The 26273-nt window shown below is 71.5% G+C and carries 25 protein-coding genes; 15 read left to right on the top strand and 10 right to left on the bottom strand.

What is annotated here, in order from left to right:
* Positions 1-21 precede the first annotated feature (21 nt).
* The 6 genes from ABLE53_RS23115 to ABLE53_RS23090 are packed head-to-tail and all read left to right on the top strand — an operon-like array spanning position 22 to position 6083.
* The gene (locus tag ABLE53_RS23115) at positions 22-1056 is read left to right on the top strand and encodes an ABC transporter permease (RefSeq protein WP_348861526.1); all 1035 of its coding nucleotides are present in this window, start codon (positions 22-24) and stop codon (positions 1054-1056) included.
* Positions 1053-1904, top strand: a complete 852-nt coding sequence (locus ABLE53_RS23110; protein ID WP_348861525.1) for an ABC transporter permease — start codon at positions 1053-1055, stop codon at positions 1902-1904. The genes ABLE53_RS23115 and ABLE53_RS23110 overlap by 4 nt, the downstream gene beginning before the upstream one ends.
* A complete protein-coding gene (locus ABLE53_RS23105; RefSeq protein WP_348861523.1) occupies positions 1901-3712 on the top strand; it encodes an ABC transporter ATP-binding protein in 1812 nt (603 codons plus the stop codon). Before ABLE53_RS23110 ends, ABLE53_RS23105 begins: the two co-directional genes overlap by 4 nt.
* Before the next feature lie 58 nt (positions 3713-3770).
* On the top strand, positions 3771-4664 hold the full coding sequence (locus ABLE53_RS23100) for a beta-keto acid cleavage family enzyme (protein ID WP_348861522.1): 894 nt from the start codon (positions 3771-3773) through the stop codon (positions 4662-4664).
* An 11-nt stretch (positions 4665-4675) separates the two neighbouring features.
* The gene (locus ABLE53_RS23095) at positions 4676-5608 is read left to right on the top strand and encodes a 3-hydroxyacyl-CoA dehydrogenase NAD-binding domain-containing protein (RefSeq protein ID WP_348861521.1); all 933 of its coding nucleotides are present in this window, start codon (positions 4676-4678) and stop codon (positions 5606-5608) included.
* Positions 5601-6083, top strand: a complete 483-nt coding sequence (locus tag ABLE53_RS23090; RefSeq protein ID WP_348861520.1) for a thioesterase family protein — start codon at positions 5601-5603, stop codon at positions 6081-6083. Before ABLE53_RS23095 ends, ABLE53_RS23090 begins: the two co-directional genes overlap by 8 nt.
* Here the strand turns inward: ABLE53_RS23090 and ABLE53_RS23085 are convergent.
* Positions 6056-6592, bottom strand: a complete 537-nt coding sequence (locus tag ABLE53_RS23085) for a CGNR zinc finger domain-containing protein (protein ID WP_348861519.1) — start codon at positions 6590-6592, stop codon at positions 6056-6058. The two genes, ABLE53_RS23090 and ABLE53_RS23085, sit on opposite strands and share 28 nt — an antisense overlap.
* A 39-nt stretch (positions 6593-6631) precedes the next feature.
* Here ABLE53_RS23085 and ABLE53_RS23080 point away from each other — a divergent pair, with 39 nt between their 5' ends.
* Positions 6632-7612 carry an EamA family transporter gene (locus ABLE53_RS23080; protein ID WP_348861518.1) on the top strand — a complete coding sequence of 327 codons (981 nt, stop codon included), beginning with the start codon at positions 6632-6634 and terminating at the stop codon, positions 7610-7612.
* Between the two features lie 14 nt (positions 7613-7626).
* Here ABLE53_RS23080 and ABLE53_RS23075 read toward each other — a convergent pair whose 3' ends face one another.
* The gene (locus tag ABLE53_RS23075) at positions 7627-8721 is read right to left on the bottom strand and encodes an amidohydrolase family protein (RefSeq protein ID WP_348861517.1); all 1095 of its coding nucleotides are present in this window, start codon (positions 8719-8721) and stop codon (positions 7627-7629) included.
* 52 nt (positions 8722-8773) lie between these two features.
* Complete coding sequence (locus ABLE53_RS23070) at positions 8774-10210, bottom strand: MFS transporter (protein WP_348861516.1); 1437 nt, start codon at positions 10208-10210, stop codon at positions 8774-8776.
* A 97-nt stretch (positions 10211-10307) separates the two neighbouring features.
* Between ABLE53_RS23070 and ABLE53_RS23065 the strand changes: the two genes are divergently transcribed.
* Positions 10308-11072 (top strand): IclR family transcriptional regulator, encoded by a 765-nt coding sequence (locus ABLE53_RS23065; RefSeq protein ID WP_348861515.1) that lies wholly within the window; start codon positions 10308-10310, stop codon positions 11070-11072.
* An 8-nt stretch (positions 11073-11080) separates the two neighbouring features.
* Here the strand turns inward: ABLE53_RS23065 and ABLE53_RS23060 are convergent, their stop codons facing one another.
* The 3 genes from ABLE53_RS23060 to ccrA all read right to left on the bottom strand — a co-directional run bounded on the left by ABLE53_RS23060 (position 11081) and on the right by ccrA (position 15139).
* The gene (locus ABLE53_RS23060) at positions 11081-12256 is read right to left on the bottom strand and encodes an AI-2E family transporter (RefSeq protein ID WP_348861514.1); all 1176 of its coding nucleotides are present in this window, start codon (positions 12254-12256) and stop codon (positions 11081-11083) included.
* Positions 12253-13527 carry a coiled-coil domain-containing protein gene (locus ABLE53_RS23055; protein ID WP_348861513.1) on the bottom strand — a complete coding sequence of 425 codons (1275 nt, stop codon included), beginning with the start codon at positions 13525-13527 and terminating at the stop codon, positions 12253-12255. Before ABLE53_RS23055 ends, ABLE53_RS23060 begins: the two co-directional genes overlap by 4 nt.
* Before the next feature lie 271 nt (positions 13528-13798).
* Positions 13799-15139 carry a crotonyl-CoA carboxylase/reductase gene (gene ccrA / locus ABLE53_RS23050; RefSeq protein WP_348861512.1) on the bottom strand — a complete coding sequence of 447 codons (1341 nt, stop codon included), beginning with the start codon at positions 15137-15139 and terminating at the stop codon, positions 13799-13801.
* A 201-nt stretch (positions 15140-15340) separates the two neighbouring features.
* Here ccrA and ABLE53_RS23045 point away from each other — a divergent pair, with 201 nt between their 5' ends.
* Positions 15341-16705, top strand: a complete 1365-nt coding sequence (locus ABLE53_RS23045) for an MFS transporter (RefSeq protein WP_348861511.1) — start codon at positions 15341-15343, stop codon at positions 16703-16705.
* A 63-nt stretch (positions 16706-16768) separates the two neighbouring features.
* Here ABLE53_RS23045 and ABLE53_RS23040 read toward each other — a convergent pair whose 3' ends face one another.
* Both ABLE53_RS23040 and ABLE53_RS23035 read right to left on the bottom strand, forming a co-directional pair.
* Complete coding sequence (locus ABLE53_RS23040) at positions 16769-18421, bottom strand: class I adenylate-forming enzyme family protein (RefSeq protein ID WP_348861510.1); 1653 nt, start codon at positions 18419-18421, stop codon at positions 16769-16771.
* A 14-nt stretch (positions 18422-18435) separates the two neighbouring features.
* A complete protein-coding gene (locus tag ABLE53_RS23035) occupies positions 18436-19389 on the bottom strand; it encodes a cyclase family protein (RefSeq protein ID WP_348861509.1) in 954 nt (317 codons plus the stop codon).
* A gap of 197 nt (positions 19390-19586) precedes the next feature.
* On the opposite strand from ABLE53_RS23035, the gene ABLE53_RS23030 reads away from it, so the two are divergent.
* Positions 19587-20441, top strand: coding sequence for a TetR-type transcription factor C-terminal domain-containing protein (locus tag ABLE53_RS23030; protein WP_348861508.1), 855 nt, complete (start codon positions 19587-19589; stop codon positions 20439-20441).
* 6 nt (positions 20442-20447) lie between these two features.
* Here ABLE53_RS23030 and mce read toward each other — a convergent pair whose 3' ends face one another.
* Positions 20448-20894, bottom strand: coding sequence for a methylmalonyl-CoA epimerase (gene mce, locus ABLE53_RS23025; protein WP_348861507.1), 447 nt, complete (start codon positions 20892-20894; stop codon positions 20448-20450).
* 148 nt (positions 20895-21042) lie between these two features.
* Here mce and ABLE53_RS23020 point away from each other — a divergent pair, with 148 nt between their 5' ends.
* The 5 genes from ABLE53_RS23020 (at position 21043) to ABLE53_RS23000 (ending at position 24603) form a co-directional block, all read left to right on the top strand.
* On the top strand, positions 21043-22242 hold the full coding sequence (locus ABLE53_RS23020) for an acetyl-CoA C-acetyltransferase (protein ID WP_348861506.1): 1200 nt from the start codon (positions 21043-21045) through the stop codon (positions 22240-22242).
* Entirely contained in the window at positions 22239-23213 is a 975-nt protein-coding gene (gene meaB, locus ABLE53_RS23015) for a methylmalonyl Co-A mutase-associated GTPase MeaB (protein WP_425474911.1), read from the top strand. The genes ABLE53_RS23020 and meaB overlap by 4 nt, the downstream gene beginning before the upstream one ends.
* A 66-nt stretch (positions 23214-23279) precedes the next feature.
* The gene (locus ABLE53_RS23010; protein ID WP_348861504.1) at positions 23280-23447 is read left to right on the top strand and encodes a hypothetical protein; all 168 of its coding nucleotides are present in this window, start codon (positions 23280-23282) and stop codon (positions 23445-23447) included.
* Between the two features lie 10 nt (positions 23448-23457).
* Complete coding sequence (locus ABLE53_RS23005) at positions 23458-23973, top strand: PH domain-containing protein (protein WP_348861503.1); 516 nt, start codon at positions 23458-23460, stop codon at positions 23971-23973.
* Positions 23974-24042: 69 nt separating this feature from the next.
* On the top strand, positions 24043-24603 hold the full coding sequence (locus ABLE53_RS23000) for an MmcQ/YjbR family DNA-binding protein (protein WP_348861501.1): 561 nt from the start codon (positions 24043-24045) through the stop codon (positions 24601-24603).
* 27 nt (positions 24604-24630) lie between these two features.
* Here the strand turns inward: ABLE53_RS23000 and ABLE53_RS22995 are convergent, their stop codons facing one another.
* Complete coding sequence (locus tag ABLE53_RS22995) at positions 24631-26265, bottom strand: MFS transporter (protein WP_348861500.1); 1635 nt, start codon at positions 26263-26265, stop codon at positions 24631-24633.
* Between the last annotated feature and the right edge of the window lie 8 nt (positions 26266-26273).

Below are 26273 nucleotides of genomic sequence, written 5' to 3'. Positions count from 1 at the left end.
CACCGACACCAGGAAGCCACCGTGACCGACACCGCCACCGCCGTCCCGGCACCGACGCCGACCGCGCCTGCGCGGTCGGCGCCGGTCGGCGGCGCCTGGGTCCGCTGGGTGCTGCGGCGGATCGGGCTCGCCGTCCTCACCCTCTGGCTCGTGTCGCTGCTCGTCTTCGCCGCCACGACCGCGCTCGGTGACCCCGTGCGGGCGATCCTCGGCCGCGACTACGAGGCATCGCCGGGCCGGGTGGCGCAGCTGCGCGAGCAGCTCCACCTCGACTGGTCCTGGCCGCACCGCTACCTCGACTGGCTCGGCGGCCTCTTCACCGGCGACCTCGGCACCTCGGTCTCCAACAACCTGCCGGTCAGCAGCCTCATCGGCGACCGGATCGTCAACAGCGCGGTGCTGGTCGCGGCCGCCGCGATCGTCGCGATACCGGTCTCGTTCGGCGTCGCCCTCCTGTGCGCGCGGTTCCGGCAGGGCAAGCTCGACCAGGGGGTCCAGGTCGGCCTGCTCGGGCTCGCGGCGCTGCCCGAGTTCGTGATCGGGATCCTGCTGGTGGCGCTGCTGTCGACCACCGTCCTGCACTGGTTCCCGGCCGTGACGATCAGCGAGGGCGGCTCCGCACCGTGGCACCACCCGGTGTCGATGGTGCTACCGGTGATCACGCTCGTTCTCGCCGTCGCGCCGTACATCATCCGGATCCTGCGCGCGACCCTGCTCGAGGTGCTCGACAGCGACTACGTCGAGCTGGCCCGGCTCAAGGGGGTCCCGGAGCGGGTCGTGCTCCGCCGGCACGCCCTGCTCAACGCCGTCGTGCCCGGCATCCAGGTCATCGCGCTGCAGCTGGCCTGGCTGGCCGGAGGCGTCGTGATCGTGGAGTACCTCTTCTCCTACCCGGGCATCGGGGCCAGCCTCGTCGACAGCGTCACCAACAGCGACTTCCCGATGGTCCAGGCGCTGAGCATGGTCATCGCCGCCGTGTACGTCGTCGTCAACCTCGTCGCCGACGTGCTCGCCATCCTCTTCACGCCGAAGGCGAGGACGGAGATCTCGTCATGAGCGTCATGACCGCTGTGAGCGGAGTCGGCGGCCGGGTCAGGCGCGGCCTCGGCCAGCCGCGGCTCGCCGTCGGGCTCGCGATCACCCTCGTGGTCGTCCTGGTGGCCGTCGTCGGGCCGTGGGTGGCGCCGTACGGCGAGCAGACGATCGTCGGCAGGCCGTTCACCCACGAGGGCTCCTGGCTCGGCACCGACTACCTCGGCGAGGACGTCTGGAGCCGGGTGCTCCACGGCGGCCGCTCGATCCTCGTGATCGCGCTGCTCTGCACCCTCGTCGGTATGGTCGTCGGGGTGCTGATCGGCATCATCGCGGCGTACGTCGGCGGCTGGCTCGACGAGCTGATCATGCGGCTCAACGACGTGGCGCTCGCGTTCCCGCAGATCCTGCTCGCCCTGCTCGTGCTGGCCTCGGTCGACGAGCCGAAGTGGTGGATGATCGTCGCGATCGTCGGGATTTCCCATGCACCGCGCGTCGCCCGGCTCGCACGCGGCGTCGCGATCGGGCTGGTCGGCCGCGACTTCGTCGCCTCGGCCGAGGCCCTGGGCGAGTCCCGCACCCGGGTGCTGCTCGCCGAGATCCTGCCCAACATGACCGCGCCGCTGCTCGCGGAGGCCGGGCTGCGGCTCACCTACTCGATCGGGATGGTCGCCGGCATCGGCTTCCTCGGCTTCTCGACGAACCCGTCGGCGGCCGACTGGGGCCAGATGATCAACGAGAACCGGCTGGCGCTGCTCGTGCAGCCCTGGGCGGTCCTCGCCCCGGTGATCATGATCGGCATCTTCGCGATCGGGACGAACCTGATGGCCGACGGGATCAGCCGGATGGCGGCGACGAGGAGCGACTCATGACGACGACCGAGCCCGTCGAGGAGACCACGCCGGCGTACGGCGTCAGCGTCGAGGGCCTCCGCGTGGGGCTGACCGCTCGACCCGGCGTCGACGTCGTCGACGACATCGACCTGCTGCTCTCGCCCGGCGAGGTGGTCGGGCTGGTGGGCGAGTCCGGCTCGGGCAAGACCACCGTCGGGACCGCGATGCTCGGGTACTGCCGCGACGGGGCGATCGTCGAGAACGGCAAGGTGCTCCTCGGCGACCGGGACATCCTCGGCCTCGGGACGAACGAGGTCCGGATGGTGCGCGGCACGGAGATCGCCTACATGCCGCAGGACCCCGCGTCCGCGCTCAACCCGGCGATCCGGATCGGCCGCCAGATCGTGGAGCTCCTCGAGCTGCGCGGCATCGGCACCGCCCAGGAGCGCGACGAGCGGGCCCGCGCGGCGCTGGTCGAGGTCGGCCTGCCCGACGACGACGGGTTCCTGCGCCGCTACCCGCACCAGCTCTCCGGTGGTCAGGTGCAGCGGGTGGCGCTGGCGATGGCGTTCCTGCCCAGGCCGAATGTGCTGGTGCTCGACGAGCCGACCACCGGCCTCGACGTCACCACCCAGGGCATGGTGCTCGACAGCATGAACCAGCTCTGCCGCAGCCACCAGGTGGCCGCCCTCTACGTCACCCACGACCTCGCCGTCATCGCCAACATCGCCGACCGCGTCGCCGTGATGTACGCCGGCCGCATCGTGGAGATCGGTCCGCGGGAGGCGATCTTCACCGACCCCCGCCACCCCTACACCCGCGCCCTGCTGGACGCGATCCCCCACCTGTCGCAGGCACGGGCTCTCGGCGGGATTCCGGGCAACACGCCGTCGCCCGGGAGCAGGCCGACCGGGTGCCGCTTCCGCGACCGCTGTGCCTACGCCCAGGACCGCTGCGCCGAGGAGCCGCCGCGCCTGATCATCGGCGACGCCCACGTCGTACGCTGCGTGCGCGCCGAGGAGCTGCCGCCCTGGGACATCAACGTCGGCCGCGTGCCCGACGCCGATCCCGAGCGGGTCCGGGAGGCGGTGCTCAAGGTCGACGGTCTCGATGTCTTCTACGGCCGCAAGCAGGTCGTCTTCGACGTCGGCTTCGAGATCGCCCGAGCCGAGTGTGTCGCGCTGGTGGGGGAGTCGGGATCGGGCAAGACGACGATCTCGCGCTGCGTCGGCGGGCTCCACAAGGACTGGACGGGCACGATCGACTTCGACGGCCACCCGGTGGGGCACGGGTCGCGCCGGCGCTCGGCGGAGGACCGCAAGCGGATCCAGTACGTCTTCCAGAACCCCTACCAGTCGCTCAACCCGCGGCTCACGGTCGAGCAGATCATCCGCCGCCCGATGGAGCTCTTCGGCGTCGCCAAGGGGCGCGCCGCCCGCGACCGCGTCGCCGAGCTCCTCGACGCGGTGGCGCTGCGGCCCGCAGTCGCACGGGCCAAGACCCACCTGCTCTCCGGCGGCGAGCGGCAGCGGGTGGCGATCGCCCGGGCGCTGGCCGCCGAGCCCGACATCCTCGTCTGCGACGAGATCACCTCGGCCCTCGACGTCTCGGTCCAGGGCTCGATCGTCGCGCTGCTCGAGGAGCTGCGGCAGAGCCGCGGCATCTCGATGCTCTTCGTGACCCACAACCTCGCGCTGGTCCGCTCGATCGCGGCCCGCGTCCAGATCCTCAACGCGGGCCGGATCGTCGAGTCCGGCCTGGTCGCCCGGGTGCTCGACTCCCCGCAGGAGGACTACACCCGCACCCTGCTCGCCAACAGCCCCCGCATCGACGTCGTCGACCGGTAGCGCACCAGCCTCCGCGCCGGCGTACCTGCACCAACAGCACAACCCCAGGAGGTCTCCGGTGAACCGGAACGTCATCATCACCTGCGCCCTGACCGGGGCCGGCGACACCGTCGGCAAGTCCGAGCACGTCCCGGTGACTCCCGAGCAGATCGCCGAGTCCGGCATCGAGGCGGCGAAGGCCGGCGCCGCCATCGTCCACGTCCACGTCCGCGATCCGCGGACCGGCCAGGGGTCCCGCGAGGTCGGGCTGTACGAGCGGGCCGTCGAGCTGATCCGCGCCAGCGGCGTGGACGTCGTCATCAACACGACTGCGGGGATGGGCGGCGACCTCTACCTCGACCCGGCGGACCCGACCACGATCCTGCCGGGGACCGACCTCGTCAACGGCGTGGAGCGGCTCGCCCACGTCGGTGTGGTGAAGCCGGACATCTGCACGCTCGACTGCGGCAGCCTCAACTTCGGCGAGGGCAGCCTGGTCTACGTCAGCACCCCCGACATCCTGCGCGACGGCGCCAAGCGGATCCAGGAGCTCGACGTCCGCGTCGAGATGGAGATCTTCGACACCGGTCACCTGTGGTTCGCCCGTCAGCTCGTCGAGGAGGGCCTCATCGACCCGCCGCCGATGTTCCAGCTCTGCATGGACATCCCGTACGGCGCCCCCGCCGACCCGCGCCTCCTCGCGGCGATGGTCGACCAGCTGCCGGAGGGGGCGGTGTGGACGTCGTTCGCGCTCGGCCGGATGCAGCTGCCGTGGGTGGCGCAGTCGGTGCTGCTCGGCGGCCACGTCCGGGTCGGCCTCGAGGACAACCTCTACCTGGCCAAGGGGGTCAAGGCGACCAACGCCCAGCTCGTCGAGCGGGCCCGCACCATCATCGAGTCGATGGGTGCGTCGGTCGCGACGCCCGACGACGCCCGCGAGATCCTCGACCTCGCCCCGCGGGGTGCGCTGTGACGGGCGGGGCGATGGCCCCGTCCGAGATCACCACCGTCACCTGCGTCGGCGCCGGCGTCATCGGCGGCGGCTGGGCGGCGTACTTCCTCGCTCACGGCTACCGGGTCCGGGCCTGGGACCCGGCCGAGGACGCCGAGCCGCGGCTGCGGCACCTGGTGTCCAGCGCGTGGCCGGCCCTCACCGAGCTGGGTCTCGCCGATGGGGCCTCGCTGGACAACCTCAGCGTCCACGCGGACCTCGCGGAGGCCCTGGCCGGCACCGGGTTCGTGCAGGAGAGCGCGCCGGAGGAGCTCGAGCTCAAGCGGGACCTGCTCGCCCGCATCGACGAGCTCGCCGAGCCGGACGTGGTCATCGCGTCCTCGACCTCGGGCTACGGGATGTCGGAGATGCAGGTGCGGTGCGCCCGGCCGCAGCGCACCGTGGTGGGGCACCCGTTCAACCCGCCGTACCTCATCCCGCTGGTCGAGGTCGTCGGTGGCGAGCGTACGTCGGCGGCGACGGTCGACTGGGCGGCGGCGTTCTACCGGGCGGCCGGCAAGTCGGTGATCACCCTGGACCGGGAGGTCCCCGGCTTCATCGCCAACCGGCTGCAGGAGGCGATGTGGCGCGAGGCGCTGCACATGGTCGCCGCGGGGGAGGCCACGGTCGAGCAGATCGACCTGTCGATCACCGACGGGCCGGGGCTGCGCTGGCCGATCCACGGCCCGTGCCTGACCTTCCACCTCGCGGGCGGACAGGGCGGCATGGCCCACATGCTCGACCACTTCGGGCCGTCGCTGAAGTCGCCGTGGACCCGGCTCGAGTCGACAGAGCTGACCCCGGAGCTGCGCGCCGCGATGGTCGGCGGCTGCGAGGCGGAGGCGGACGGACGCAGCATCGACGACCTCGTCGCCGAGCGCGACCGGGGCGTCATCGCGATCCTCCGGGCGCTCGGGCGTGCCTGACCCGGTCGCGGCCGACCCGCTCGCCGTCCACCGCGAGCCGGTGCGGCCGGAGTGGATCGACTACAACGGCCATCTCAGCGAGGCCTACTACGTGCTCGTCCTGGGCCACGCCACCGACGCCGTGATGGCGGCCGTCGGCCTGGGGGAGGAGCACCGGTCGGCGTACGACGCCTCGCTCTACACCGTCGAGGCGCACGTCAGGTACCTCGCCGAGGTGCCCGCCGGCGTCGATCTCGAGGTGCGCTCCCGCGTCATCGGCGCCACCGGCAAGCTGCTGTGGATCTGGCACGAGCTGTACGCCGAGGGGCGGCTGCGGGCGACCGAGGAGATCCTCGGCGTCCACGTCGTCGCCGGCCGGTCGGCGCTGTTCCCCGAGGACGTCGCGGCGCGGATCGCCGCCGTGCTCAGCGAGCCGCCCGAGGCGGCCGGCGGGCGGATCGGGCTGCCTCAGCCGGTGGAGCGCCGGGCGCGGTAGGCGGCGACCGCGTTGCGGTTCGTGCAGGCGGTGGAGCAGTACCGCTTCGACCGGTTGCGCGAGAGGTCGAGCACGATGCCGTCGCACTCGTCGTCGGCGCAGATCCCGAGCCGGGACAGCTCGTCGTCGCGGATGACGTCGATCATCGCCATGGCCGTCTCGACCGCGATCCGGCGGGCGAGCGGATCCTCGGGCGAGGTCGCGTGGATGTGCCAGTCGTACGCCGTGTGACGGACGAGCCGCGGCACCGCCTGCGCCTCGGCGAGGATGCCGTTGACCAGGTCGACGGCGTCGTCGCGGTCGCTGGTGAGCAGCGTGCGCAGCGGACCGCGCAGCGCCCGCACCTCGTCGAGCTCGGCCGACGTCCGGTCGTGCCGGCCGGTGTAGTCGAACCGGTCGAAGAACGCGTCCAGCTCGGCGACCGACGTCAGTGTGTCCGGGGACACGGCCGAGTTGACCAGCGCCGCGGCGGCCTGGAGCCCGACCTCCACGTCATGAGCGAAAACCATGTTGACAGATTACACCCGCCGACTCTAGCGTCACTTGCCATGAGCGCTATTGCCGATGACGTGACCGAGATCCGAGTCGCCCGCGGGGACGGCGCAGGCCTCCTCGCCGCGCTCGTCTCGGCCACCAGCTTCGGGCTGTCAGGGCCGCTCGCCCGGGGCCTCCTCGACACCGGCTGGAGCCCCGGCGCCGTCGTCCTCGTGCGGGTCGCGCTCGGGGCGATTGTGCTCGCCCCGCTCGGCGTCGCGTCGCTGCGCGGCCGCGCCGCCGCCGTACGCCGCAACGTCGGGCTGGTCCTCGTCTACGGCGTGATGGCGGTGGCGGCCTGCCAGTTCTGCTACTTCTCCGCGGTCCGCCACATGCAGGTCGGGCCGGCCCTGTTGATCGAGTACGCCGCGCCGCTGCTCGTCGTGGCATGGATGTGGCTGCGCCACGGCCACCGGCCCGGCCGCGTGACGCTCCTCGGTGCGGCGCTCGCGGTCGTCGGCCTCGTGCTCGTGCTCGACCTCGTCGGCGGCGCGAGCGTGAGCGTCGCCGGCGTCCTGTGGGCGGTGGGCGCGATGGTCAGCGTCACGGCGTACTTCGTCATCAACGGCGACGACACCACCGGCCTCCCGCCGCTCGCGCTGGCCTGGCTCGGCCTCGTCGTCGGCGCCGCCGGGCTCGCGCTCCTCGGCGTGACCGGGCTGATGCCGCTGCACGGCGGCGGGGGAGAGGTCGCCTTCGCCGACGGGCGTACGCCGTGGTGGCTGCCGCTCCTCCTGCTCGGCGTCGTCACGGCGGCGCTGTCGTACGCCACCGGCGTCGTCGCCGGCCGGCGACTCGGCTCGCGAGTCTCCTCCTTCCTCGGGCTCTTCGAGGTGCTGGCCGCCGTGCTGTTCTCGTGGCTGCTGCTCGGCGAGCTCCCCGGACCCGTCCAGCTCGCCGGCGGCCTCCTCGTGCTGGCGGGCGTCGTCGCCGTCAGGCTCGGCGAGAGCGGCGTGGCCGCGCCGGGCACGCCGGAGGCCACCGGATCGGCGTGAGCGGGGACTGAGCCCTATCCGGCGAGGATCGCCGCTCGGTCGAGACCGAAGACGTCGATCGCGATGTCCTGGAAGAACGCCATCTTCTCGGCGTCGCTCAGCGGTAGGGCGTCCTGCATCCGGACCTCGTCGGCGACGTACTCATAGGGGTAGTCCATCGCGTACATCACCCGGTCGGCGCCGAGCACCTCGCGGCAGAACATGATCGGCGGCGCCCACGGCATGCCGCTGGTGGTGATCCAGATGTTGCGGCGGAAGTACTCCGGGATGGTGAGCTCCAGCGGCTTCATCGCGTCGTACCTGTTCGAGACGACCTGCCCCCGGTGCATGTAGTCGAGCCGGTAGAGCCAGAACGGCAGCGCCTCGCCGAGGTGGCCGACGACGATCCGCAGCCGTGGGAACCGGTCGAGGACGCCGGAGGTGATGATCCGCAGCAGGTGCATGCCGGTCTCGACCGCGAACCCGTAGATCGCCCCGTCGAGGCCCGACGCGGTGAGCGTGTCGATCATCGTGTCGTTGGGGGTGTTCGGGTGGAGGTAGAGAGGTACGTCGAGCGCCTCGGCCGCCTCGAGGATCGGGGCGAACTGCGGCTCGTCGAGGTAGTGGCCGCGGATGTGGGAGTTGCAGATCAGCCCCTTCAGGCCGAGGTCGCCGACGCCGTGCTGGAGCTCCTTCACCGCTGACTCGGCGTCCTCGAAGCCGACCGCCGCGAGCCCCGAGAAGCGGGCGGGGTGCGCGCGGCAGGCCTCGGCGAGGAGGTCGTTGGAGAGCGTCGCGATCTCGCGGGCGGCGTCCGGCTCGAGCACCTGGGTGCCGGGCGAGGTGAGCGCGAGGACCGCGTGGTCGATGCCGGTCGCGTCCATGTCGGCCAGCCGCTGCTCGCCGATGTCCTGCAGCCGGTCGCGGACGAACCGCGGCCGCTCGGCGTCGCTGGCGAGGTAGTGCCCCATCAGGCTGTGGAACCCGGTCCCGCCCTTCCGCTCGTCGAGCAGTCGGCGGTACAGGTCGAACATCTCGCGCGGCCCCCAGGCCTCCTCGGTCGCGATCCGCCGGTAGCCGGCCGAGCCGCCGGTGGCGAGGGTGGTCGGCGGGGTGTCGGTGGTGGTCATCGTGTCCTCTCGTCTGGGGTCGTGCGGGTCCGGGCCTCAGTGGTCCGGGGCTTCAGTGGGCGGTGACGCCGTCGGGAGCGATCGCGTCCGGCGCCGTGGCGGGGCCGGGCAGCGGGATGTCGGGAGCGCGGACCGGCGTACGCCGCAGCGCGAGGGCGGCCATCGTGGCCGCGCCGAGCGCCGTCGCGACGCCGATCGCGACGAAGACCAGCCAGGTGCGGCCGTCGGTCCAGTCGAGGATCCAGCCGATGAGGTAGGGACCGAGGATGCCGCCGACCCGGCCGACGCCGAACATCGAGCCGGTTCCGGTGCTGCGCAGGTGGGCGGGGTAGCTCTGCGCGGCCAGGGTGTCGAGGACGGCCTGGCCGCCGATGATCCCGAAGCCGGCGAAGCCGACCATGACCAGGTCGCCGTCAGCGCCGGTCCCGATGCCGACGAGCGCGACCGCGACGGTGGCGATCCCGAGCAGGATCGCGATGCCGGCGGGGAGGCCGAGCCGGGTGCGGTCGCAGAGCACGCCGATGACGATCCCGCCGACGATCCCGGCCGTCTGGAGGATCGTCAGGAAGGCGAACGACGCCGCGAAGCCGTTGCCGCGCTCCTCCATCGCCTCGGGGAGCCAGCCCGACAGGCCGTAGATGCAGAACAGCACCATGAACGCGCAGACCCACAGGCCGATGGTGGTGCGCAGGTAGTTCGCGCTGACGAGCGTCCGGAGCATCTCGCCCGTCGCGGCGCGCTCGCGCGGTCGGGCGAAGACGGCGCCGTCGTACGCCGCGGCGCGCTCGGGGCGGATCCGGGCCAGCGTCCGCGCGATCCCGGCATGGTCGCCGTGGAGCACCTGGAACTGCACCGACTCGGGCAGCACCGGCGCGATCAGCGCGGCCAGGAGGACGGAGCCGCCCCCGATCCAGTACAGGACGTGCCACCCGTGGTGCGGTGTCGCGTAGATGCCGACCAGCGACGCCGCGACCCCGCCGAGGCAGTAGCCCGAGATCGCGATGATGACGACCCGGTTGGCGGAGCGGGCGGGGGTGAACTCGTTGATGTAGGCCGTGCCCAGCGGCATGATCACGCCGAGGAACAGCCCGGTCAGGAACCGCAGCGTCACGAACGATGCGAACCCGTCCGCGAGCGCCGCGGTGAGCATGCTGAAGATCCCGGAGCCGACCAGGGCGGTGAGCAGCACCGGCCGACGGCCGACCCGGTCGGCGATCGGGCCGTGCGCGAGCGCGCCGACCAGGAACCCGATCAGCCCTGAGGAGACCAGGAAGCCGGTGTTGCTGTGGTTGAGCCCCCACGGCCCGGCGACGAAGTGGATGACGTACGACGGGTTGAGCGTGTCGTACCCGTCGAAGAGGGTCGCGAGCATGACGGCGGCGACGAGCAGCACGTGGAATCGGCCGAAGCGTGCCGTCCGCAGCTCCTCGACGGCGTCCGTCGGGGCCCCGCGGCGCTCGGACCGGCTCGGACCGGCCGTTGTCGACATGCTCTCCTCCTGGTGCAGTGGATGTGACCCCCGTCTCACTGAAGAGCACAGCACGCCCGTTCGCCCAAGCGGAACCGTTGGCGCCTACGATTCCGCTATGCCGAAACGACCCCATAGCTCGGTCGACAACGCCCTCCAGCTCGTCAGGCTGCTCGTCGAGCACCGCGCGCTGCGGGTCTCCGAGGTCGCCGACCTCCTCGGCGTCGCGCCGTCGACCGCGCACCGGCTGCTCGGCTCGCTGTCGGCACAGGGCTTCGCGGAGCAGGCCGCGCGCGGCGCGCCGTACCTCCCCGGGCCGGTGCTGCGCGAGATCGGTCAGGCAGCGCGGAGCGGCTTCGACCTGCGCCTCGCCCTGCGTCCCGCCCTCGAGGCGCTCGCCGCCGACACCGGGGAGACGGTGAGCGCGTGCGTGCTGGAGGGCCACAACGTGAGGTTCATCGACGGGATCGAGAGCGAGCAGGTCGTCCGCGTCGCCGACCGGGTCGGCGTGCTGATGCCCGCGCACGCGACGGCCGCCGGGAAGGCGATGATGGCGCACCTCTCGGACTACGAGCTGGAGCGTCGGCTCGCCGGGCGCGGGCTGGAGCGGCGTACGGGCAACACGGTGCAGAGCCGGCAGCAGCTGCTCGACGAGCTCGCCGACGTGCGCCGCGCGGGCTTCGCCATGAACGTGCGCGAGGGCACCCACGGCGTCAGCGCCGTCAGCGCGGCCGTCACCGACACCGTCGGGGCGCCGGTGGCCTCGATCAACGTGGCGCTGCCGTCATCGAGGATGCCGACGAAGAAGGTACGCCGCGACCTGGTCGCCCGCGTCCTCAGCGCCGCCGAGCAGGCGTCGGCGTCCGTGCGGGCCTGGCACTGAGGGTCGGGCTACCGCTCGTCCTGCGCCCTCACGAAGACCTCGCGCACGAGCATGAGGATCGCGGCGGCCGTCGGGATCGCGAGCAGCGCGCCGACGACGCCGAGCAGCGACGCGCCGACCAGCGCGGCGATGACGGTGACCACGCCGGGGACGTCGACCGAGCGCGACATCACCCGGGGGTAGATCACGTAGTTCTCGACCTGCTGGTAGGCGATGTAGAAGATCACCGCGATGATGCCGGTCTTCACGTCGGTGGCGAACGCGATCGCGCACACGATGACCGCGCCGATCGTCGCGCCGATCATCGGGATGACGTCGGTCAGCATGACGACGAAGGCGAGCGCCACGGCGTACTCGCCCATGCCGACGACGAAGAGGAACACCAGCGACGAGAGCCCGGCGCAGAGCGCGACGATGAACGCGCCGGACACGTAGCCGCCGATGCCCTCGAAGATCCGCTCGCCGAGCTTGCTGACGCGGTCGCGTCGGGACGCCGGAGCGAGGCTGAAGAGCGCCTTCTTCGTCTTGTCGTACGACGCGATGAAGTAGAGCGTCAGGACCGTGATGACGAAGGCGTTGAGCACGAAGCCGAGCACCGCCAGGCCGACACCGAGCACGCCGCCGAAGAGGGAGCTGACGAAGTCGCCGTTGGTGACGAAGTCCTTGATCTTGTCGAGGACGTGGTACTCGTCGTCGAGGTCCTGGATCTTCTGGTTGTGCTCCAGCCGGTCGAGCCAGTCCGGGACGTTGTCGCTGATCCGGGCGACCTGGTCACTGATGACCGGCACGAGTGCCACGACGAAGAGCGCGACCACCGCCAGGACCACCACGATGACGGTCAGGACGGCGTACGGCCGCCGCATGCCGCGGCGCTCGAGGAAGACGACCATCGGGTTGATCCCGGCCGCGATGAACAGCGCGACGACGACCTGGACGATCACCCCGCTGATCGCCATGACGATGTTGCCGATGGCCCAGGCCGTCAGCAGCCCGAGACCGGCGAGCAGCCCGACGAGGTACGGCGCCCGTCGTGAGAACGGCGGCCCCGGCGTCCCGAGGACCTCCGCGTCGGTGCCCGGCCCGACAGCCTCGTCGGCGGGCTCTCCGCCGGCGGCCGTCCCGGTCGTCTCGGACGGCTGGGACGGCTCGGCGGTCTCGTCGGCGGATGCCGCCGGGTCACTCACTCGGTGGTCTCCGCGGAGGCCTTCGCGTCCTCGGCGGTCTCGTCGGTGGTGTCGGTGTCGGCGTCGTCGGCCTCGGTCGCGGCGTCGTCGGCCGCCGGTGCGGCGGCGGTGACCTCGGCCGACGCGGCGTCGGCGTCGTCCGAGTCCGCCGTGGAGGCCTCGTCTTCGTCCTCGGCGTCGTCGTTGCGCCCGAAGCCCGCGACGAGCTCGGTCAGCGAGGAGAGCTGGACGGCGATCGCGTCGCGGCGCTTGGTGAGCCGCTGCAGCTCGGCCTGGATGACGGCGCGGGCCCGCTCCGCCTCGAGCGTGGCGGTGGAGGCGATGTGGTCCGCCTCGGCGCGGGCGGAGGCGAGCAGCGACTCCGCGTCCCGCTTGGCCCGGCTCAGGAGCCCGTCGGACTCCTGCTGGGCGGCGGCGCGCTGGTCGGCGATCTGCTGGGTCGCGACCCGGGCCCGCTCCTCGGCGGCGGCCGCGCGGGACTCGGCCTCCTCGACGAGCCGGCGGGTCTCGGCCATCGCGGCGTCGTGGTGGTCGGCCGCCTCGCGGGCGAGTCGCTCCTTCTCGACGCTGAGCATGCGGCGGGCCTCCTGGACCTCGCGGTCCGCGCCGGCCCGGGCCTTCTCCACCTCGCGCTGGGTGGCGGTGCGCAGCTCGGTGACCTCCTGCTGGGCGGCCAGCCGGAGCTGGTCGGCCTCGCGTCGCGCCGCGGCGATGTGGTCGTCGGCCTCGCTCAGCGCGAGCTGGCGGGTCTGCTCCGCGTCGGCGGTGACCTTGGTGCGGTGCTCGTCCATCTCGCGGTAGTGGGAGGCGCGCAGGGCCTCGATCTCCTTCTGCGCCGCGGCCTTGGTCGCGGCGGCCTCGCGCTGCGCCTGCTCGCGGATGACGGCGGCCTCCTTCTCGGCGGCCTCCTTGACCTCCGCGGCCTCCTCCTCGGCCAGGCGCAGCATCGCGCTGGCGCGGCCACCGAGGCTGGCGTACGACGGGCTCTGCGACTCGGCGAGCTCGGACTTGAGCGACTCGACCTGCTTCTCGAGATCGGCGACCCGCTGCTGCGCCGCCTTGAGGGCGTTGGCCGCGGAGGCCTGGGCAGCGGTCAGCTCGGAGATGCGCTGGTCGACGGCGGTGGTGTCGTAGCCGCCGCGCCGGACGACCGGGAGCGGCGACTGGGAGGCGACCGGGGCGGTGACGCGCGGGAGAACCTGAGTCTCCGTGTCGTCGGCCGACGGCTTCCTCGGCTCGTCGTCGAAGATGGACAGGCCCTGGTTGGTCATGACTGGGGGTTCCTCTTCCGTGTGTTTCGTGGCGTACTGCTGCTCGGTGGCTCACGCCCATCCTTGCCGGTAAGCGTCGCACAACCCAGCCCCCCGTCGGCTCAGGATCGCTCGTGCCGCCGCGTCCGTGGGGAGAGCAGACGATACGAACGCGGCGGCACGAGAGGGCCGACGGTCGCTCGCTGGCGCTCGCTCGTACCGTGGCGCCCTTGTGAGAACGACGACAGGGCCGGCCACGGGTCACCCGCGGCCGGCCCCGGTCCGGGCCTGCTCAGACCCCGCGGAAGCGGTTGATCTCGTCGAGGTGCTTGGCCCGCATCTCCTCGTCGCGTACGCCGAGGCCCTCGTCGGGGGCGAGGCACAGGACGCCGACCTTGCCCTGGTGGAGGTTCTTGTGGACGTCGAGGGCGGCCTGGCCGACCTCCTCGAGCGGGTAGGCCTTCGAGAGCGTCGGGTGGATCTTGCCCTTGGCGATCAGCCGGTTGGCCTCCCACGACTCGCGGTAGTTGGCGAAGTGGGAGGAGACGATCCGCTTGAGGTTCATCCACAGGTAGCGGTTGTCGTACTCGTGCATGAAGCCCGACGTGGAGGCGCAGGTGGTGATGGTGCCGCCCTTGCGGGTCACGAAGACCGAGGCGCCGAACGTCTCCCGGCCGGGGTGCTCGAAGACGATGTCGATGTCCTCGCCGCCGGTGAGCTCGCGGATCCTCTTGCCGAAGCGGAGCCACTCCTTGGGGTTCTGCTCGGTGCCGTCCTCGTTCCAGAACCGGTAGCCCTCCTCGCGGCGGTTGATGATCAGCTCCGCGCCCATGCTGCGGCAGATCTCGGCCTTGTCCTCGCTGGAGACCACGCAGACCGGGGTGGCGCCGCCGTTGAGGGCGTACTGCGTCGCGAATCCGCCCAGACCGCCGGACGCACCCCAGATGAGGACGTTGTCGCCCTGCTTCATCGCCCCGCCGTTCTTCGAGACCAGCTGGCGGTACGCCGTGCAGTTGACCAGGCCGGGGGAGGCGGCCTCCTCCCAGGTCAGGTGGGCCGGCTTGGGCATGAGCTGGTTGGCCTTGACCAGCGCGACCTCGGCGAGCCCGCCGAAGTTGGTCTCGAAGCCCCAGATGCGCTGCTCGGGGTCGAGCATCGTGTCGTCGTGGCCGTCGGGGCTCTCCAGCTCGACCGAGAGGCAGTGGGCGACGACCTCCTGCCCGGGCTTCCACAGGTGTACGCCGGGGCCGGTCTTCAGCACGACGCCGGCGAGGTCGGACCCGACGATGTGGTAGGGCAGGTCGTGCCGCTTCGCGAGCGGCGAGAGCTTGCCGTACCGCTCCAGGAAGCCGAAGGTGGGGAGCGGCTCGAAGATCGAGGTCCAGACGGTGTTGTAGTTGATGGCGCTCGCCATCACCGCCACGAGCGCCTCGCCCGGTCCGAGCTCGGGGAGCGCCACGTCCTCGACGTGGAGCGACTTGCGCGGGTCCTTCTCCTTGCTCGGCATCCCCTCGAACATGTCGACCTCGTCCTTGTGGACGGTCGCGGCGCGGTAGTGGTCGGGGATCTCGAGACTCGCGAAGTCCTCGCTGCTCGCGTCGCCCGCGAGGATGGCGTCGAGAATGTGCTGCACGTCGGCTCCTGCGTCGTTGAGGGTCGACCCGGCGTACCGGGCGTTGAACGGTGCTGTGACCGGACATTACTCAGCGGTAACAGGGAGTGTCACCCGCTGTGACGGAGGCCACTTCGAACGCTCCATCCTCGCGCCTCGAGGGGCGGTCCGGTACCCCACCCGGTTTGCGAAGGGACGTCAGGTCGCGTAGGCAGGTGGCACATGGATGCGACAGCAGAGAACGCGACGAATCCTCAGGACCCGCCGACCGGCCTGCTCCGCAGGGCCACCGCCGGCGCAGCGATCGGGAACGCGACCGAATGGTTCGACTACGGCGCCTACGCCTACGTCGCCACCCAGATCACCGACAACTTCTTCCCGAACGCCGGCTTCGTCGGCACCGCCCTCGTCTTCGCGGTGTCGTTCGTGCTGCGCCCGCTCGGCGGCCTCTTCTGGGGCCCGCTCGGCGACCGGATCGGGCGGCAGCGGGTCCTGGCGATGACCATCGTCCTGATGGCCGGCTCCACGTTCCTGGTCGGCTGCCTGCCGACGTATGACACCGTCGGCGCCTGGGCCGTGGTGCTCCTGGTCCTCCTGCGGGTCGTCCAGGGCTTCTCCACCGGCGGTGAGTACGGCGGGGCCGCGACCTACATGGCCGAGCACGCGCCCGACCGGCGGCGCGGCTTCTTCGGCAGCTTCCTGGAGTTCGGGACGATCACCGGCTTCACCGCCGCGATCGCCGTCGTCTCGCTGACGCAGGCGATCTTCGGCGACGCCGCGATGACCGACTGGGGCTGGCGGGTGCCGTTCCTCATCGGCGGCCCGATCGGGCTGATCGGCCTCTACGTCCGCATGAAGCTCGACGAGACGCCGGTGTTCCAGGAGCTCGAGGAGGCCGACGCGGTCGAGGAGGGCGCGACGACCGCGCTCAAGGACCTCGTCGTCGGCTACTGGCGCCCGATCCTCACCCTGATGGGCCTGGTCGCCGCGCTCAACATCGCCAACTACACGCTGCTGGCCTACATGCCGACCTACCTCACCGACCATGCGGGCTTCTCGGCCGGACAGGCCGACCTGCTGGTCATCCTGGGGCAGGTCGCGATGCTGCTGTTCATCCCGATCGCCGGCGCGCTGTCCGACAAGGTCGGGCGCAAGCCGATGTGGGGCGGCTCGTTCGCGCTGCTCGTCGTGCTCGCGGTGCCGATGTTCCTACTGATCGCGCAGGGCTTCTGGCCGGCGGTGGTCGGCTTCGCCGTCCTGGGCATCGTGTACGTCGCCCAGCTGGCCACGATCAGCGCGACGTTCCCGGCGATGTTCCCCGCACATGTGAGGTACGGCGGGATGGCGATCGGCTACAACATCTCGACCGCCCTCTTCGGCGGCACCGCGCTCTACGTCAACGACTGGCTGATCGACCTCACCGGCGACGACCTGATGCCGGCGTACTACATGGTCGCCGGATCGGCCGTCGGCCTGGCCGCACTCATGTTCGTCATCGAGACGGCGGGGAAGTCGATCCGCGGGACGGAGGTGCCGGGGACGCCGGAGTCCGAGGCGGAGGTCGAGGAGCTCGAGCCCGCCGGCTGACCGGCGCGGGCGTACGCCGAGCTCGTCGAGGCACCCCGACGAGCTCGGCGTACGCCTCACGCGTCACGCGTCGCGGAGCTCGCGGCGCAGGATCTTGCCCGTCGTGGTCTTGGGCAGCTCGTCGAGGAGCTCGATCGAGCGGGGGTACTTGTACGCCGCCATCCGCTCCTTCGCGAAGGCGATCAGCTCCTCGGGGCTGACCTGCGAGCCCGGCTTGAGCGAGACGTAGGCCTTGACGGTCTCGCCGCGGTACTCGTCCGGGACGCCCACGACGGCGGCCTCGCGGACCGCCGGGTGGCCGTAGAGCACGTCCTCGACCTCGCGCGGCCACACCTTGTAGCCGGCCGCGTTGATCATGTCCTTCTTGCGGTCGACGAGGTAGAACCAGCCCTGCTCGTCCATGAAGCCGACGTCGCCGGTGTGCAGCTCGCCGCCGGGGATCGAGGTGGCCGTCGCCTCCGGCTTCTGCCAGTAGCCCGGGACCACCTGGGGGCCGGAGGTCACGATCTCGCCGACCTCGCCCACCGGAGCCTCCTTGCCGTCGTCGTCGAGGATCCTGACGACGGTGTTGAAGACCGGCACGCCGACCGACAGGGCGCCGGAGGTCGGGTCGACCGGCGCGCGCACGCCGAGCGGGACGGCGTGGGACGGGCTGTTGGTCTCGGTGAGGCCGTAGATGTTGTGGATGTAGAGGCCCGTCTTCTCCTCGAACTGGTCGGTCACCGCCGGTGCGATCGGCGCCCCGCCGGAGTAGACCTTCGCGAACGACGCCCAGTCCTCCTTCGAGGAGATCCCCGAGAGCGCGATGAAGACGGTGATCGAGCCGACCGTGAAGGTGGGCCGGTGCTCGCGGATGGCGTCGAGGACGACGTTCGGCTCGAAGCGGTGGGCGAGCACCAGCGGGCAGCCGACCAGCATCGCGACGGCGACGTGGCCGACCAGCCCGGTGATGTGGAAGAGCGGCGCCACGCCGAGCACCCGGTCGCCGGGGCCGAGCTCGATCCAGTCGCGGTAGGTCTGGGCGTTGAAGGCGAGGTTGCCGTGGGTGTTCATCGCGCCCTTGGGCACCCCGGTCGTCCCCGAGGTGTAGGTGAGGATCGCGACGTCGTCGCCGGTCTTCGTGACCGGGTCGGGCCGGCGGCCGGCGTACTCCTCGAAGAGGCCGGCCAGGTCGAGGGTGCCCTCCTGCGGAGACCGGGTGACCCCGGCGAAGAGCCGCTCGTCGTCGCGGGTCTGCTCGTCGAGCGCGGAGTAGGTGACGACGGTCGTCACCCGGGTCTCGCCGCCGGCGACGACGTCGCGGGCCACGTCGGCGTACAGCTCCTCGAGGCAGAGCAGGGCGGTCGCGCCCGAGTCGGCGAGCAGGTAGGTCAGCTCGCGCGCCTTGTTCATCGGGTTGACCGCCACCGCCGCGCCACCGGCCTTCCACGCCGCCAGCAGGCCGATCACGAACGCCGGGTCGTTCTGCGCGTAGAGGGCCAGCCGGTCCCCGGGCGCGAACCCGCGGTCGACCAGTGCCGACGCGAGCGCGTCCGAGCGCGCGTCCACGTCGGCGTAGGTGAGTGTGCCGTCGAAGTAGTGGATCGCGGGCGCCTCGGGCGATCGCGCGACGGTCGCCGCGAGCAGGTCGAGCATCGAGGTGAAGTCGGGCGTGATGTCGCCCGGCTTCCCGGAGGGATAGAGCGCCAGCCAGGGGCGTTCGGTGTACGTCGTCACGGGCGGGTCGCCTCTCACTTGATCGCGATCGGGTTGACCGGGGAGCCGCTGGCGCGGTGGACCTTGAGCGGTGCCGCGGCGTAGAGGAAGGTGTACTGCCCGTCCTCGGCGCAGTGGTCGGCCAGCTTCTCCAGGTCGCAGATCTCGGTGAGGGTGACCCCGAGGTTGCGCATCAGCGCGCAGTGGAGCGGGAGCGCGGTGCCGTTGTTGGGGTCGGTCGTCACCTCGTTGGCGATCGTGTCCGTGACGAGGTTGGGGATCTCCATGTCCTGGAACCACGCCACCAGCTCGGGGCTGTAGACGAGCCCGGGCTCGCAGAAGCCGTCGTAGAAGGCGTTCCCGAGCTCGAAGAAGAGCTGGAGGAAGTTGGTGCGGATGACCAGGATGTCGTGCTTCTCGATCTTGGTGCCCTGGGCCTCCGCGCAGGCCATCAGGTCCTCGTGGGTGAAGGTCTCGGCCTTGTCGAGCGCCTTCTTGCCGCGGTGGCGGGCCATGTCGAGCAGGATGCCCCGACCGGCGACGCCACGCTGGGCGATCGGCTCGACGCTGGCCCTGTCCAGTCCGCCGACCGTCGTACGTGCGTCGTAGCCGTTCCAGATCTGCCCGCCGTACCAGACGTGCCCGAGGGCGTCGTACTGCGTCGAGCCCTGGAGGAACGCGTCGATCTTGTCGTCGGCGTAGTGGAGGCCGCCGGGGAACGCGGGCGCGTCCTCGCCGTCCCAGGAGGACTCGTCGAGGATCATCGTGCGGGTGGCGGGGGAGCGGCCCGGCCACACCGGGTCGCCGGCCGGGTCGCCGATCAGCCGCTGCAGGGTGAAGACGGACCCGCTCCTGATGCTCTGGACTCCGCGCAGCACCTCGCTGTTGTCCAGGTAGTTCAGGGCGCCGACCTCGTCGTCCGGACCCCACTTGCCCCAGTTGGTCGGGGCGTCCTTGAGCAGCTCTTCCATCGCGGGCGCTTCGGTCATCGTCGATCCTCCAGGCAGGTAGATGCACGTCGGTGGGCGGGTCGCGGCGGCGACAGAGCGATCGCTCGGCTCGCCGGGCGAGACGGTGATCAGCGTCACACGAGCGAGTGGCGCTGTCAACGGTCAGATCGGCCGTCCGTCTGCGCATCTCGGTGACCCGCTGCCCGGAGACGCGGTGTTCGGCTAGGCTGAACACCATGGATCTCGCGACGACGGAGGCGGACGGCACCGGTCGACTGGTGCGGACCCGCCGCGAGGCGGCCGGCGTGTCGCTGCGGCAGCTCGCGACCAGGCTCGGCGTGAGCCCGGCGACGATGAGCGCGATCGAGCGCGGGCGTACGCCGGTCACCGTCGACCGTCTGCGTCGCATCGCGGAGCTGCTCGACACTCCGCCGGAGGAGCTGCTCGGGAGCCGACGGCGCGCGATACCGGCCGCCGCGTCGACCGTCGCATCCCCGACCGGGCACTGGCGCGACTTCGCCCCGCTACCGGTGCCGGCCGTGCTCCAGGGTGCGATCCGGGCCTTCGTCGCGGTGGGCTACCACGGCGCGAGCATGCGGCTGATCGCGCAGCTCGCGGAGATGAGCGTGCCGGGGGTCTACCACCACGTCCCGAGCAAGCAGGAGCTCCTCGTCCGGGTCCTCGACCTGACGATGGACGACCTGATCTGGCGGCTCGAGCAGGCGCGCGACGAGGGCGGCGAGGGCCGCGAGCGACTGGCGCTGCTCATCGAGGCGCTGGCGCTCTTCCACGCGCGGCGCAACGACCTCGCGTTCATCGGCGCGAGCGAGATGCGCAGTCTCGAGCCGGCGTCGTACCGGCGGATCGCCGCGCTCCGCAACCGGGTCCAGCGGATGCTCGACGAGGAGGTCGAGTCCGCCGAGGCGGTCGGAGTGATCGAACCGCCGTCCCCGCCCGACGCCGGCAAGGCGATCTCGACGATGTGCACCTCGCTCGCGCAGTGGTTCCACCCCGAGGGGCCGCGGACCCCGGAGGAGATCGCGGCGGAGTACTCCGAGCTCGGCCTGCGCATGCTCGGGGTCAGGCGCTGACGTCCCTCAGTGGGCGGTGCCGGCCGGCTCGACGAGCTCGACGAGGACGCCACCGGCGTCCTTCGGGTGGACGAAGTTGACCCGGCTGTCGGCGGTGCCCCGGCGGGGCGCGTCGTACAGGAGGCGTACGCCGCGGTCGCGCAGGATCGCGCTGACCTGCTCGACGTCGGTCACGCGGTAGGCGAGCTGCTGCAGGCCGGGGCCGTTGCGGTCGAGGAACTTCGCGATCGTGGAGCTGTCGTCGAGCGGCGCGAGCAGCTGGATCATGTTGTCGGAGTCGCCGACCGCGATCATCGCCTCTTCGACGCCCTGCTCCTCGTTGACCTCGCGGTGGGCGAGCCTCATGCCGAAGGTCTTCTCGTAGAACGTGATCGCCTCGTCGAGGTCGGGCACGGCCACGCCGACGTGGTCGATCTGGGTGAAGAGGTGCTCGGGGATCTGCACGGACGTCATGGGTCCACTCTGGTCCGGCCCGCCTGAGCGCGCGAGACTGTGTGACCATGGGCACAGTCAGGCCGGGCCCGAGCCCCTCCCGCTCGCGGTTAACGCTCGTTACCCTCGGCCGTACTGCCAGCGTCAGAGCCTTTGGAGGCGACCCAGCATGTCCAACACCGTCGGATCCGTCATCGTCGCGGGAGCGCGCACCCCGATCGGCCGCCTGCTGGGCGGGCTGAAGAGCCTGTCGGCCGCCGAGCTCGGCGGCATCGCCATCAAGGGGGCGCTCGAGAAGGCCGGCGTCGCGCCGGACAAGGTCGACTACCTGATCATGGGCCAGGTCATCCAGGCGGGTGCGGGCCAGAACCCCGCCCGCACCGCCGGCGTCGCCGCTGGCCTGCCGCTGAACCTCCCGAGCATCACCATCAACAAGGTCTGCCTCTCCGGCCTCAACGCCATCGCGATGGCCGACCAGCTCATCCGGGCCGGTGAGGTCGAGATCGTCGTCGCGGGCGGCATGGAGTCGATGACCAACGCGCCGCACCTGCTGCCGAAGTCGCGTGAGGGCTTCAAGTACGGCGACACGGCGCTGGTCGACTCGATGGCGTACGACGCGCTGTACGACCAGCTGACGAAGCAGGCGATGGGTGGCCTCACCGAGCAGGTCAACGCGGAGGGCGTGAAGCTCACCCGCGAGGAGCAGGACACCTTCGCCGCGACGTCGCACCAGCGCGCGGCCGCCGCCCAGAAGAACGGCCTCTTCGACGACGAGATCGTCCCCGTCGAGATCCCGCAGCGGAAGGGCGACCCGATCGTCGTCTCCGCCGACGAGGGGGTCCGCGGCGACACGACCGTCGAGAGCCTCAGCAAGCTGCGCCCCGCCTTCTCCAAGGAGGGCACCATCACCGCCGGCTCGGCCTCGCAGATCTCGGACGGTGCCGCCGCCGTGGTCGTGATGAGCAAGGCCAAGGCCGAGGAGCTGGGACTGGAGTGGCTGGCGGAGATCGGCGCCCACGGCATGGTCGCCGGCCCGGACTCCTCGCTGCAGCACCAGCCCGCCAACGCCACCGCGAAGGCGCTCGAGAAGGAAGGGCTGACCGCGGCCGACCTCGACCTGGTCGAGTTCAACGAGGCGTTCGCCGCGGTCGGCATCGAGTCGACCCGCAAGCTGGGCCTCGACCCCGAGATCGTCAACGTCAACGGCGGCGCGATCGCGCTCGGCCACCCGGTCGGCATGTCCGGCACCCGCGTGGTGCTGACGCTCGCCCACGAGCTCAAGCGCCGCGGCGGCGGCGTGGGCGCGGCCGCGCTCTGTGGTGGCGGCGGCCAGGGCGATGCCCTGATCGTGCGGGTCCCACAGAGCTGAGCTTGCGGCGTACTGACCCAGCCGCTGTCGACGAACTGGTCGCGCGGGCCCGGGGCGGGGAGCCCCGGGCGGTCGCGCGGCTGGTCTCCCTGGTGGAGGACGCGCCCGTCGGTGGGGGAGACGCGCTCCGCCGCGCGATGGCGGCCCTCGCCCCGCACACCGGCCACGCCCACGTCGTCGGCCTGACCGGGGCCCCTGGCGTCGGCAAGTCGACGACCACCTCGGCGCTCGTGACCGAGCTGCGGGCGGAGGGCCGCCGGGTCGCCGTCCTCGCCGTCGACCCGTCGTCGCCGTTCTCCGGCGGGGCCCTGCTCGGCGACCGGATCCGGATGGCCGAGCACGCCACCGACGCCGGGGTCTTCATCCGATCGATGGCGTCCCGCGGCCATCTCGGCGGCCTGTCGTGGAGCACCCCGCAGGCGATCCGCGTGCTCGATGCGGCGGGCTTCGACGTCGTCCTCGTCGAGACCGTCGGCGTCGGCCAGTCGGAGGTGGAGATCGCGTCGCTGGCCGACTCGACGGTCGTGCTCGTCGCCCCGGGCATGGGCGACGGGATCCAGGCCGCGAAGGCCGGGATCCTCGAGGTCGGGGACCTGTACGTCGTCAACAAGGCCGACCGCGACGGTGCCGACCGGGTGCAGCGCGACCTGCGCAGCATGCTCCGGCTCGCCGACCGGAGCGCCGATGACTGGCAGCGGCCCGTCCTCGCGACCGTCGCGCAGTCGGGCACGGGCCTCGCCGACCTCGTTGCTGCCCTCGACCGGCACCACGAATGGCTGTCGTCGAGCGGGGAGCTCGCCCGTCGGCGTACGACTCGGGCGCGGGCGGAGATCGAGGCCGTCGCCGTCGAGACGCTCCGGGCCCGCTGGACTCGCGTCGGCTCGGCCGACGCGCTCGACGTCCTCGCCGCCGCGGTCGTCGCCGGCGAGCAGGACCCGTACGCCGCCGCGGACTCCCTCCTCGACGCCTGAGTGGGGATCGGACACGGTCCGCGTGCCTCCCGCACCCTGCGGGAGGCCTTTGTCATCATGTCGGCCATGAACCTGAAGAAGGTCCTGTTTGCCGTGCTCGTGGTGTTCCTCGGGTTCTGGCTGTTCACCGATCCCCACGGCCTGGCGGTCACCGCCAAGGACGTCGGCGGTGCTGCCTGGGTGGGACTGACCTCGCTCTTCACCAAGGTCATCGACTTCATCGGGTCCCTGTGAGCAGGACGCAGTGAGCCGTGCCGGTTTCGGCGCTCCCGACATCTCCCGCCACCTCCTCCGCGACGAGGGGGAGGTCGTCGTCGACGAGGTGGCGCACCACTGGGTCGCCTTCATCCGCCCCGTACTGGAGGGGGTCCTCGGCCTCGCCCTGCTGATCCTGTCCGCGGTCGTCTCGCTCACCATCGGCTGGCTCTTCGTGCTCCTCTCCTGGGGCCTCCTCGTCCACGCGGGCTGGGGCGCGCTGCGCGAGCAGCGCGACCGCTTCGTGATCACCAACATGCGGATCTTCCGGATCCACGGCGTCCTCTCCTCCAACCTCGCGACCATGCCGCTGGCGAGGGTCCTCGACATCACGGTGCAGAAGCCGTTCATCGGCCGGGTCCTCGGTTACGGCCACTTCGTCTTCGAGTCGGCCGCCCAGGAGCAGGGCCTCAAGGCGATCAGGTACGTCGGCCGGCCGGACGAGCGCGACCTGACCATCCAGCGGGTCGTGCAGCGGGCGGGTCTCCGCGGCCAGCTGCGGTGAGGCCGGACGTCGAGCCCGTCGAGACGATCTCGGTGGCTCCGACGGGCTCGGCCGACGGATGATCGGGACATGGTCACCGCGGACGACGTACGCCGCGTCGGGCTCGCGCTTCCGCGCGCCTATGAGCGCGAGGTGCGCGGTCGCTGGAAGCTCAAGGTCGGCCAGATCGTGTTCGTGGCGTTCTCGCGCGACGAGGAGTCGATGGGGTTCGGCTATCCCAAGCTGGAGCGGGACGGGCTGATCGCCTCCGACCCGGACACGTTCTTCCTGCCGCCGACGGCGGACCTGCGCTACCAGTGGGTCTGCGCGCGGCTCGGCCGGCTCGCCCAGGACGAGATGCGCGAGCTGGTGACGGATGCCTGGCGGATGTGTACGCCGCGGATGCTGCACGACCTGCCCGACCTCCCGGAGCCGACCGCGCGGGCGTGGTCGCTCATCGACGGGGGCAGGCTCGGCGACGTACGCCCCCTGCTCCACCCCTACCTCCGCTGGACCGACGGTGAGATCTCGGTCCGCGGTCGGGTGAAGGTCCTGGCCCACCTCGCTGACCATCCCCGTCCCCGACCGCCGGCGTACGTCGAGGTCCGCGACGGGCAGATCTACCGATGGACGCGACCGGATCGACGGTGATCCGGGGCTGCTCGGCGTACGCCGCCGTCAGTGGACGTCGGCCAGCTCCGCCCTCTCGACGAACGCCGCGGTGTGCTGCCGGCCGCCGAGCATGACCGCCGCGATCAGGGCCGCCAGCAGCGCCGAGAGGCCGCAGATGAGGAATCCGAGGGAGTACGCGTGCGACAGCGCGTGGAAGGCGACGTCCTTCAGCGGGTTCGGCGGGTCCGGGATCGCGTTGGCGCCGAGGGGACCGGAGTGGACGGCGCCCTTGACGGCCGGCGGGATGTCGCCGGACGTGTCGAACTGCTTCACCGCGCTGGCGAGCGACCCGGACCCGGCGATCTTCGCACTGATCGCGTTGGCCGCGTTGGTGAGCGCGACGGCGCCGACGATCGCCGGACCGAGGGTCAGGCCGAAGTCGCGGAGCATGCTGGTCGCGCCGCTGGCCATGCCGGCCTTGGAGGTGGGGACGCTGTTGACGGCCACGACGGTGATCGAGGTGACGGCGGTCTTGAACCCGGCCCCGACGACGAGCAGCGGCACCGCCACGGCGGCCAGGCCCAGGTGGGTGGCGGGGATCGCCGAGATGACGACGTCGCCGATCCCGATCAGGGCCATCCCGACCGCGAGGACCCAGCCGGGGTTGAACCGCTCCAGCATCTTGCTGCTCACCGGGAACAGGACGACGCCCATGATGTTGAGCAGGACGAAGCCGACCGAGGTGGTCAGCGGCGAGTAGTTCTGGATGGCCGAGAGCCGGATGCTGGTGGCGTACGCCGTGCCGAGGTAGGCGAACATGCCGAGGATCGTCACGATCGCCGAGACCGTGAACATCCTGTTGGCGAACAGCTCGAGCCGGATCAGTGGCCGATCGACCCGGAGCTCGACGGCCACGAAGAGCGCCAGGAAGACGACCGCGACGACGAAGCTGCCGATCACGGTGGCGCTGGCCCAGCCGTCGTCGGCGCCCTGGATCACGCCGAACAGCAGGGCGAACAGCGCGATCGCGACGGTGATCTGGCCGGGCCAGTCGAGCGAGCGCCCCTGGGGCGCGGAGGAGTTCTTGGCGACCGCCAGGGTGATGACCACGCTGGCGAGGGCGAGGACCGCCTCGGCGAGGAAGGCGTAGCGCCAGCTGGCGTGCTCCCCGCCGGAGTGGTGGATCCTGGCGAGCAGTCCGCCGACCACGGGCGACATGAAGCCGCCCGTCGTGAGGGCGGCGGCCCAGAGCGAGATCGTGTGTGCGCGGTCGCGCACGGTGTGCGTGCCGGCGGCGAGCATCGCCACCGAGGTCGGGAAGAGCGCCGCGGCCCCCAGGCCGCAGATCGCCTGGCCGACCAGGAGGACGCCGACCTTGCCGGAGGGGGTGAGGAAGGCCATCAGCGCCCCGGCCGCCATCAGCACGCCGCCGATCCAGAGCAGCCGCTTGCGGCCGAAGAGGTCGCCGAGCACGCCGAAGGTGAGCTCGAAGAGGGTGACGGGCACCATGAACGCGTCCGAGACCCAGGTCAGCTGGGTGGGGCTCGGCAGCAGGTCCTCGTTCACGTAGCCCTGGATCACGGCGGGGATGCTGACCCCGAACTGCGCGACGAAGCAGGCGAAGACCGAGGCGACGAGGGTGCCGGTGGCCAGCACCGGCAAGGCGCGGGAGGTGTCCTGGGTGACGGAGGTCTCACTCATGGAGCCAA

Origin of the sequence: Nocardioides asiaticus, assembly GCF_040049175.1 — a bacterium.
GTDB classification, from domain to species: Bacteria; Actinomycetota; Actinomycetes; order Propionibacteriales; family Nocardioidaceae; genus Nocardioides; species Nocardioides cheoyonin.
This window is presented reverse-complemented; position numbering and strand designations above follow the sequence as displayed.

Excerpts from the sequence above, each read along its gene's own strand:
- ABLE53_RS23110 (WP_348861525.1), top strand. The coding sequence starts at position 1,053 with ATGAGCGTCATGACCGCTGTGAGCGGAGTCGGCGGCCGGGTCAGGCGC.
- ABLE53_RS23105 (WP_348861523.1), top strand. The coding sequence starts at position 1,901 with ATGACGACGACCGAGCCCGTCGAGGAGACCACGCCGGCGTACGGCGTC.
- ABLE53_RS23095 (WP_348861521.1), top strand. The coding sequence starts at position 4,676 with ATGGCCCCGTCCGAGATCACCACCGTCACCTGCGTCGGCGCCGGCGTC.
- ABLE53_RS23085 (WP_348861519.1), bottom strand. The coding sequence starts at position 6,592 with ATGGTTTTCGCTCATGACGTGGAGGTCGGGCTCCAGGCCGCCGCGGCG.
- ABLE53_RS23080 (WP_348861518.1), top strand. The coding sequence starts at position 6,632 with ATGAGCGCTATTGCCGATGACGTGACCGAGATCCGAGTCGCCCGCGGG.
- ABLE53_RS23075 (WP_348861517.1), bottom strand. The coding sequence starts at position 8,721 with ATGACCACCACCGACACCCCGCCGACCACCCTCGCCACCGGCGGCTCG.
- ABLE53_RS23070 (WP_348861516.1), bottom strand. The coding sequence starts at position 10,210 with ATGTCGACAACGGCCGGTCCGAGCCGGTCCGAGCGCCGCGGGGCCCCG.
- ABLE53_RS23065 (WP_348861515.1), top strand. The coding sequence starts at position 10,308 with ATGCCGAAACGACCCCATAGCTCGGTCGACAACGCCCTCCAGCTCGTC.
- ABLE53_RS23055 (WP_348861513.1), bottom strand. The coding sequence starts at position 13,527 with ATGACCAACCAGGGCCTGTCCATCTTCGACGACGAGCCGAGGAAGCCG.
- ABLE53_RS23045 (WP_348861511.1), top strand. The coding sequence starts at position 15,341 with ATGGATGCGACAGCAGAGAACGCGACGAATCCTCAGGACCCGCCGACC.
- ABLE53_RS23035 (WP_348861509.1), bottom strand. The coding sequence starts at position 19,389 with ATGACCGAAGCGCCCGCGATGGAAGAGCTGCTCAAGGACGCCCCGACC.
- ABLE53_RS23030 (WP_348861508.1), top strand. The coding sequence starts at position 19,587 with ATGGATCTCGCGACGACGGAGGCGGACGGCACCGGTCGACTGGTGCGG.
- mce (WP_348861507.1), bottom strand. The coding sequence starts at position 20,894 with ATGACGTCCGTGCAGATCCCCGAGCACCTCTTCACCCAGATCGACCAC.
- ABLE53_RS23020 (WP_348861506.1), top strand. The coding sequence starts at position 21,043 with ATGTCCAACACCGTCGGATCCGTCATCGTCGCGGGAGCGCGCACCCCG.
- ABLE53_RS23010 (WP_348861504.1), top strand. The coding sequence starts at position 23,280 with ATGAACCTGAAGAAGGTCCTGTTTGCCGTGCTCGTGGTGTTCCTCGGG.
- ABLE53_RS23000 (WP_348861501.1), top strand. The coding sequence starts at position 24,043 with ATGGTCACCGCGGACGACGTACGCCGCGTCGGGCTCGCGCTTCCGCGC.
- ABLE53_RS22995 (WP_348861500.1), bottom strand. The coding sequence starts at position 26,265 with ATGAGTGAGACCTCCGTCACCCAGGACACCTCCCGCGCCTTGCCGGTG.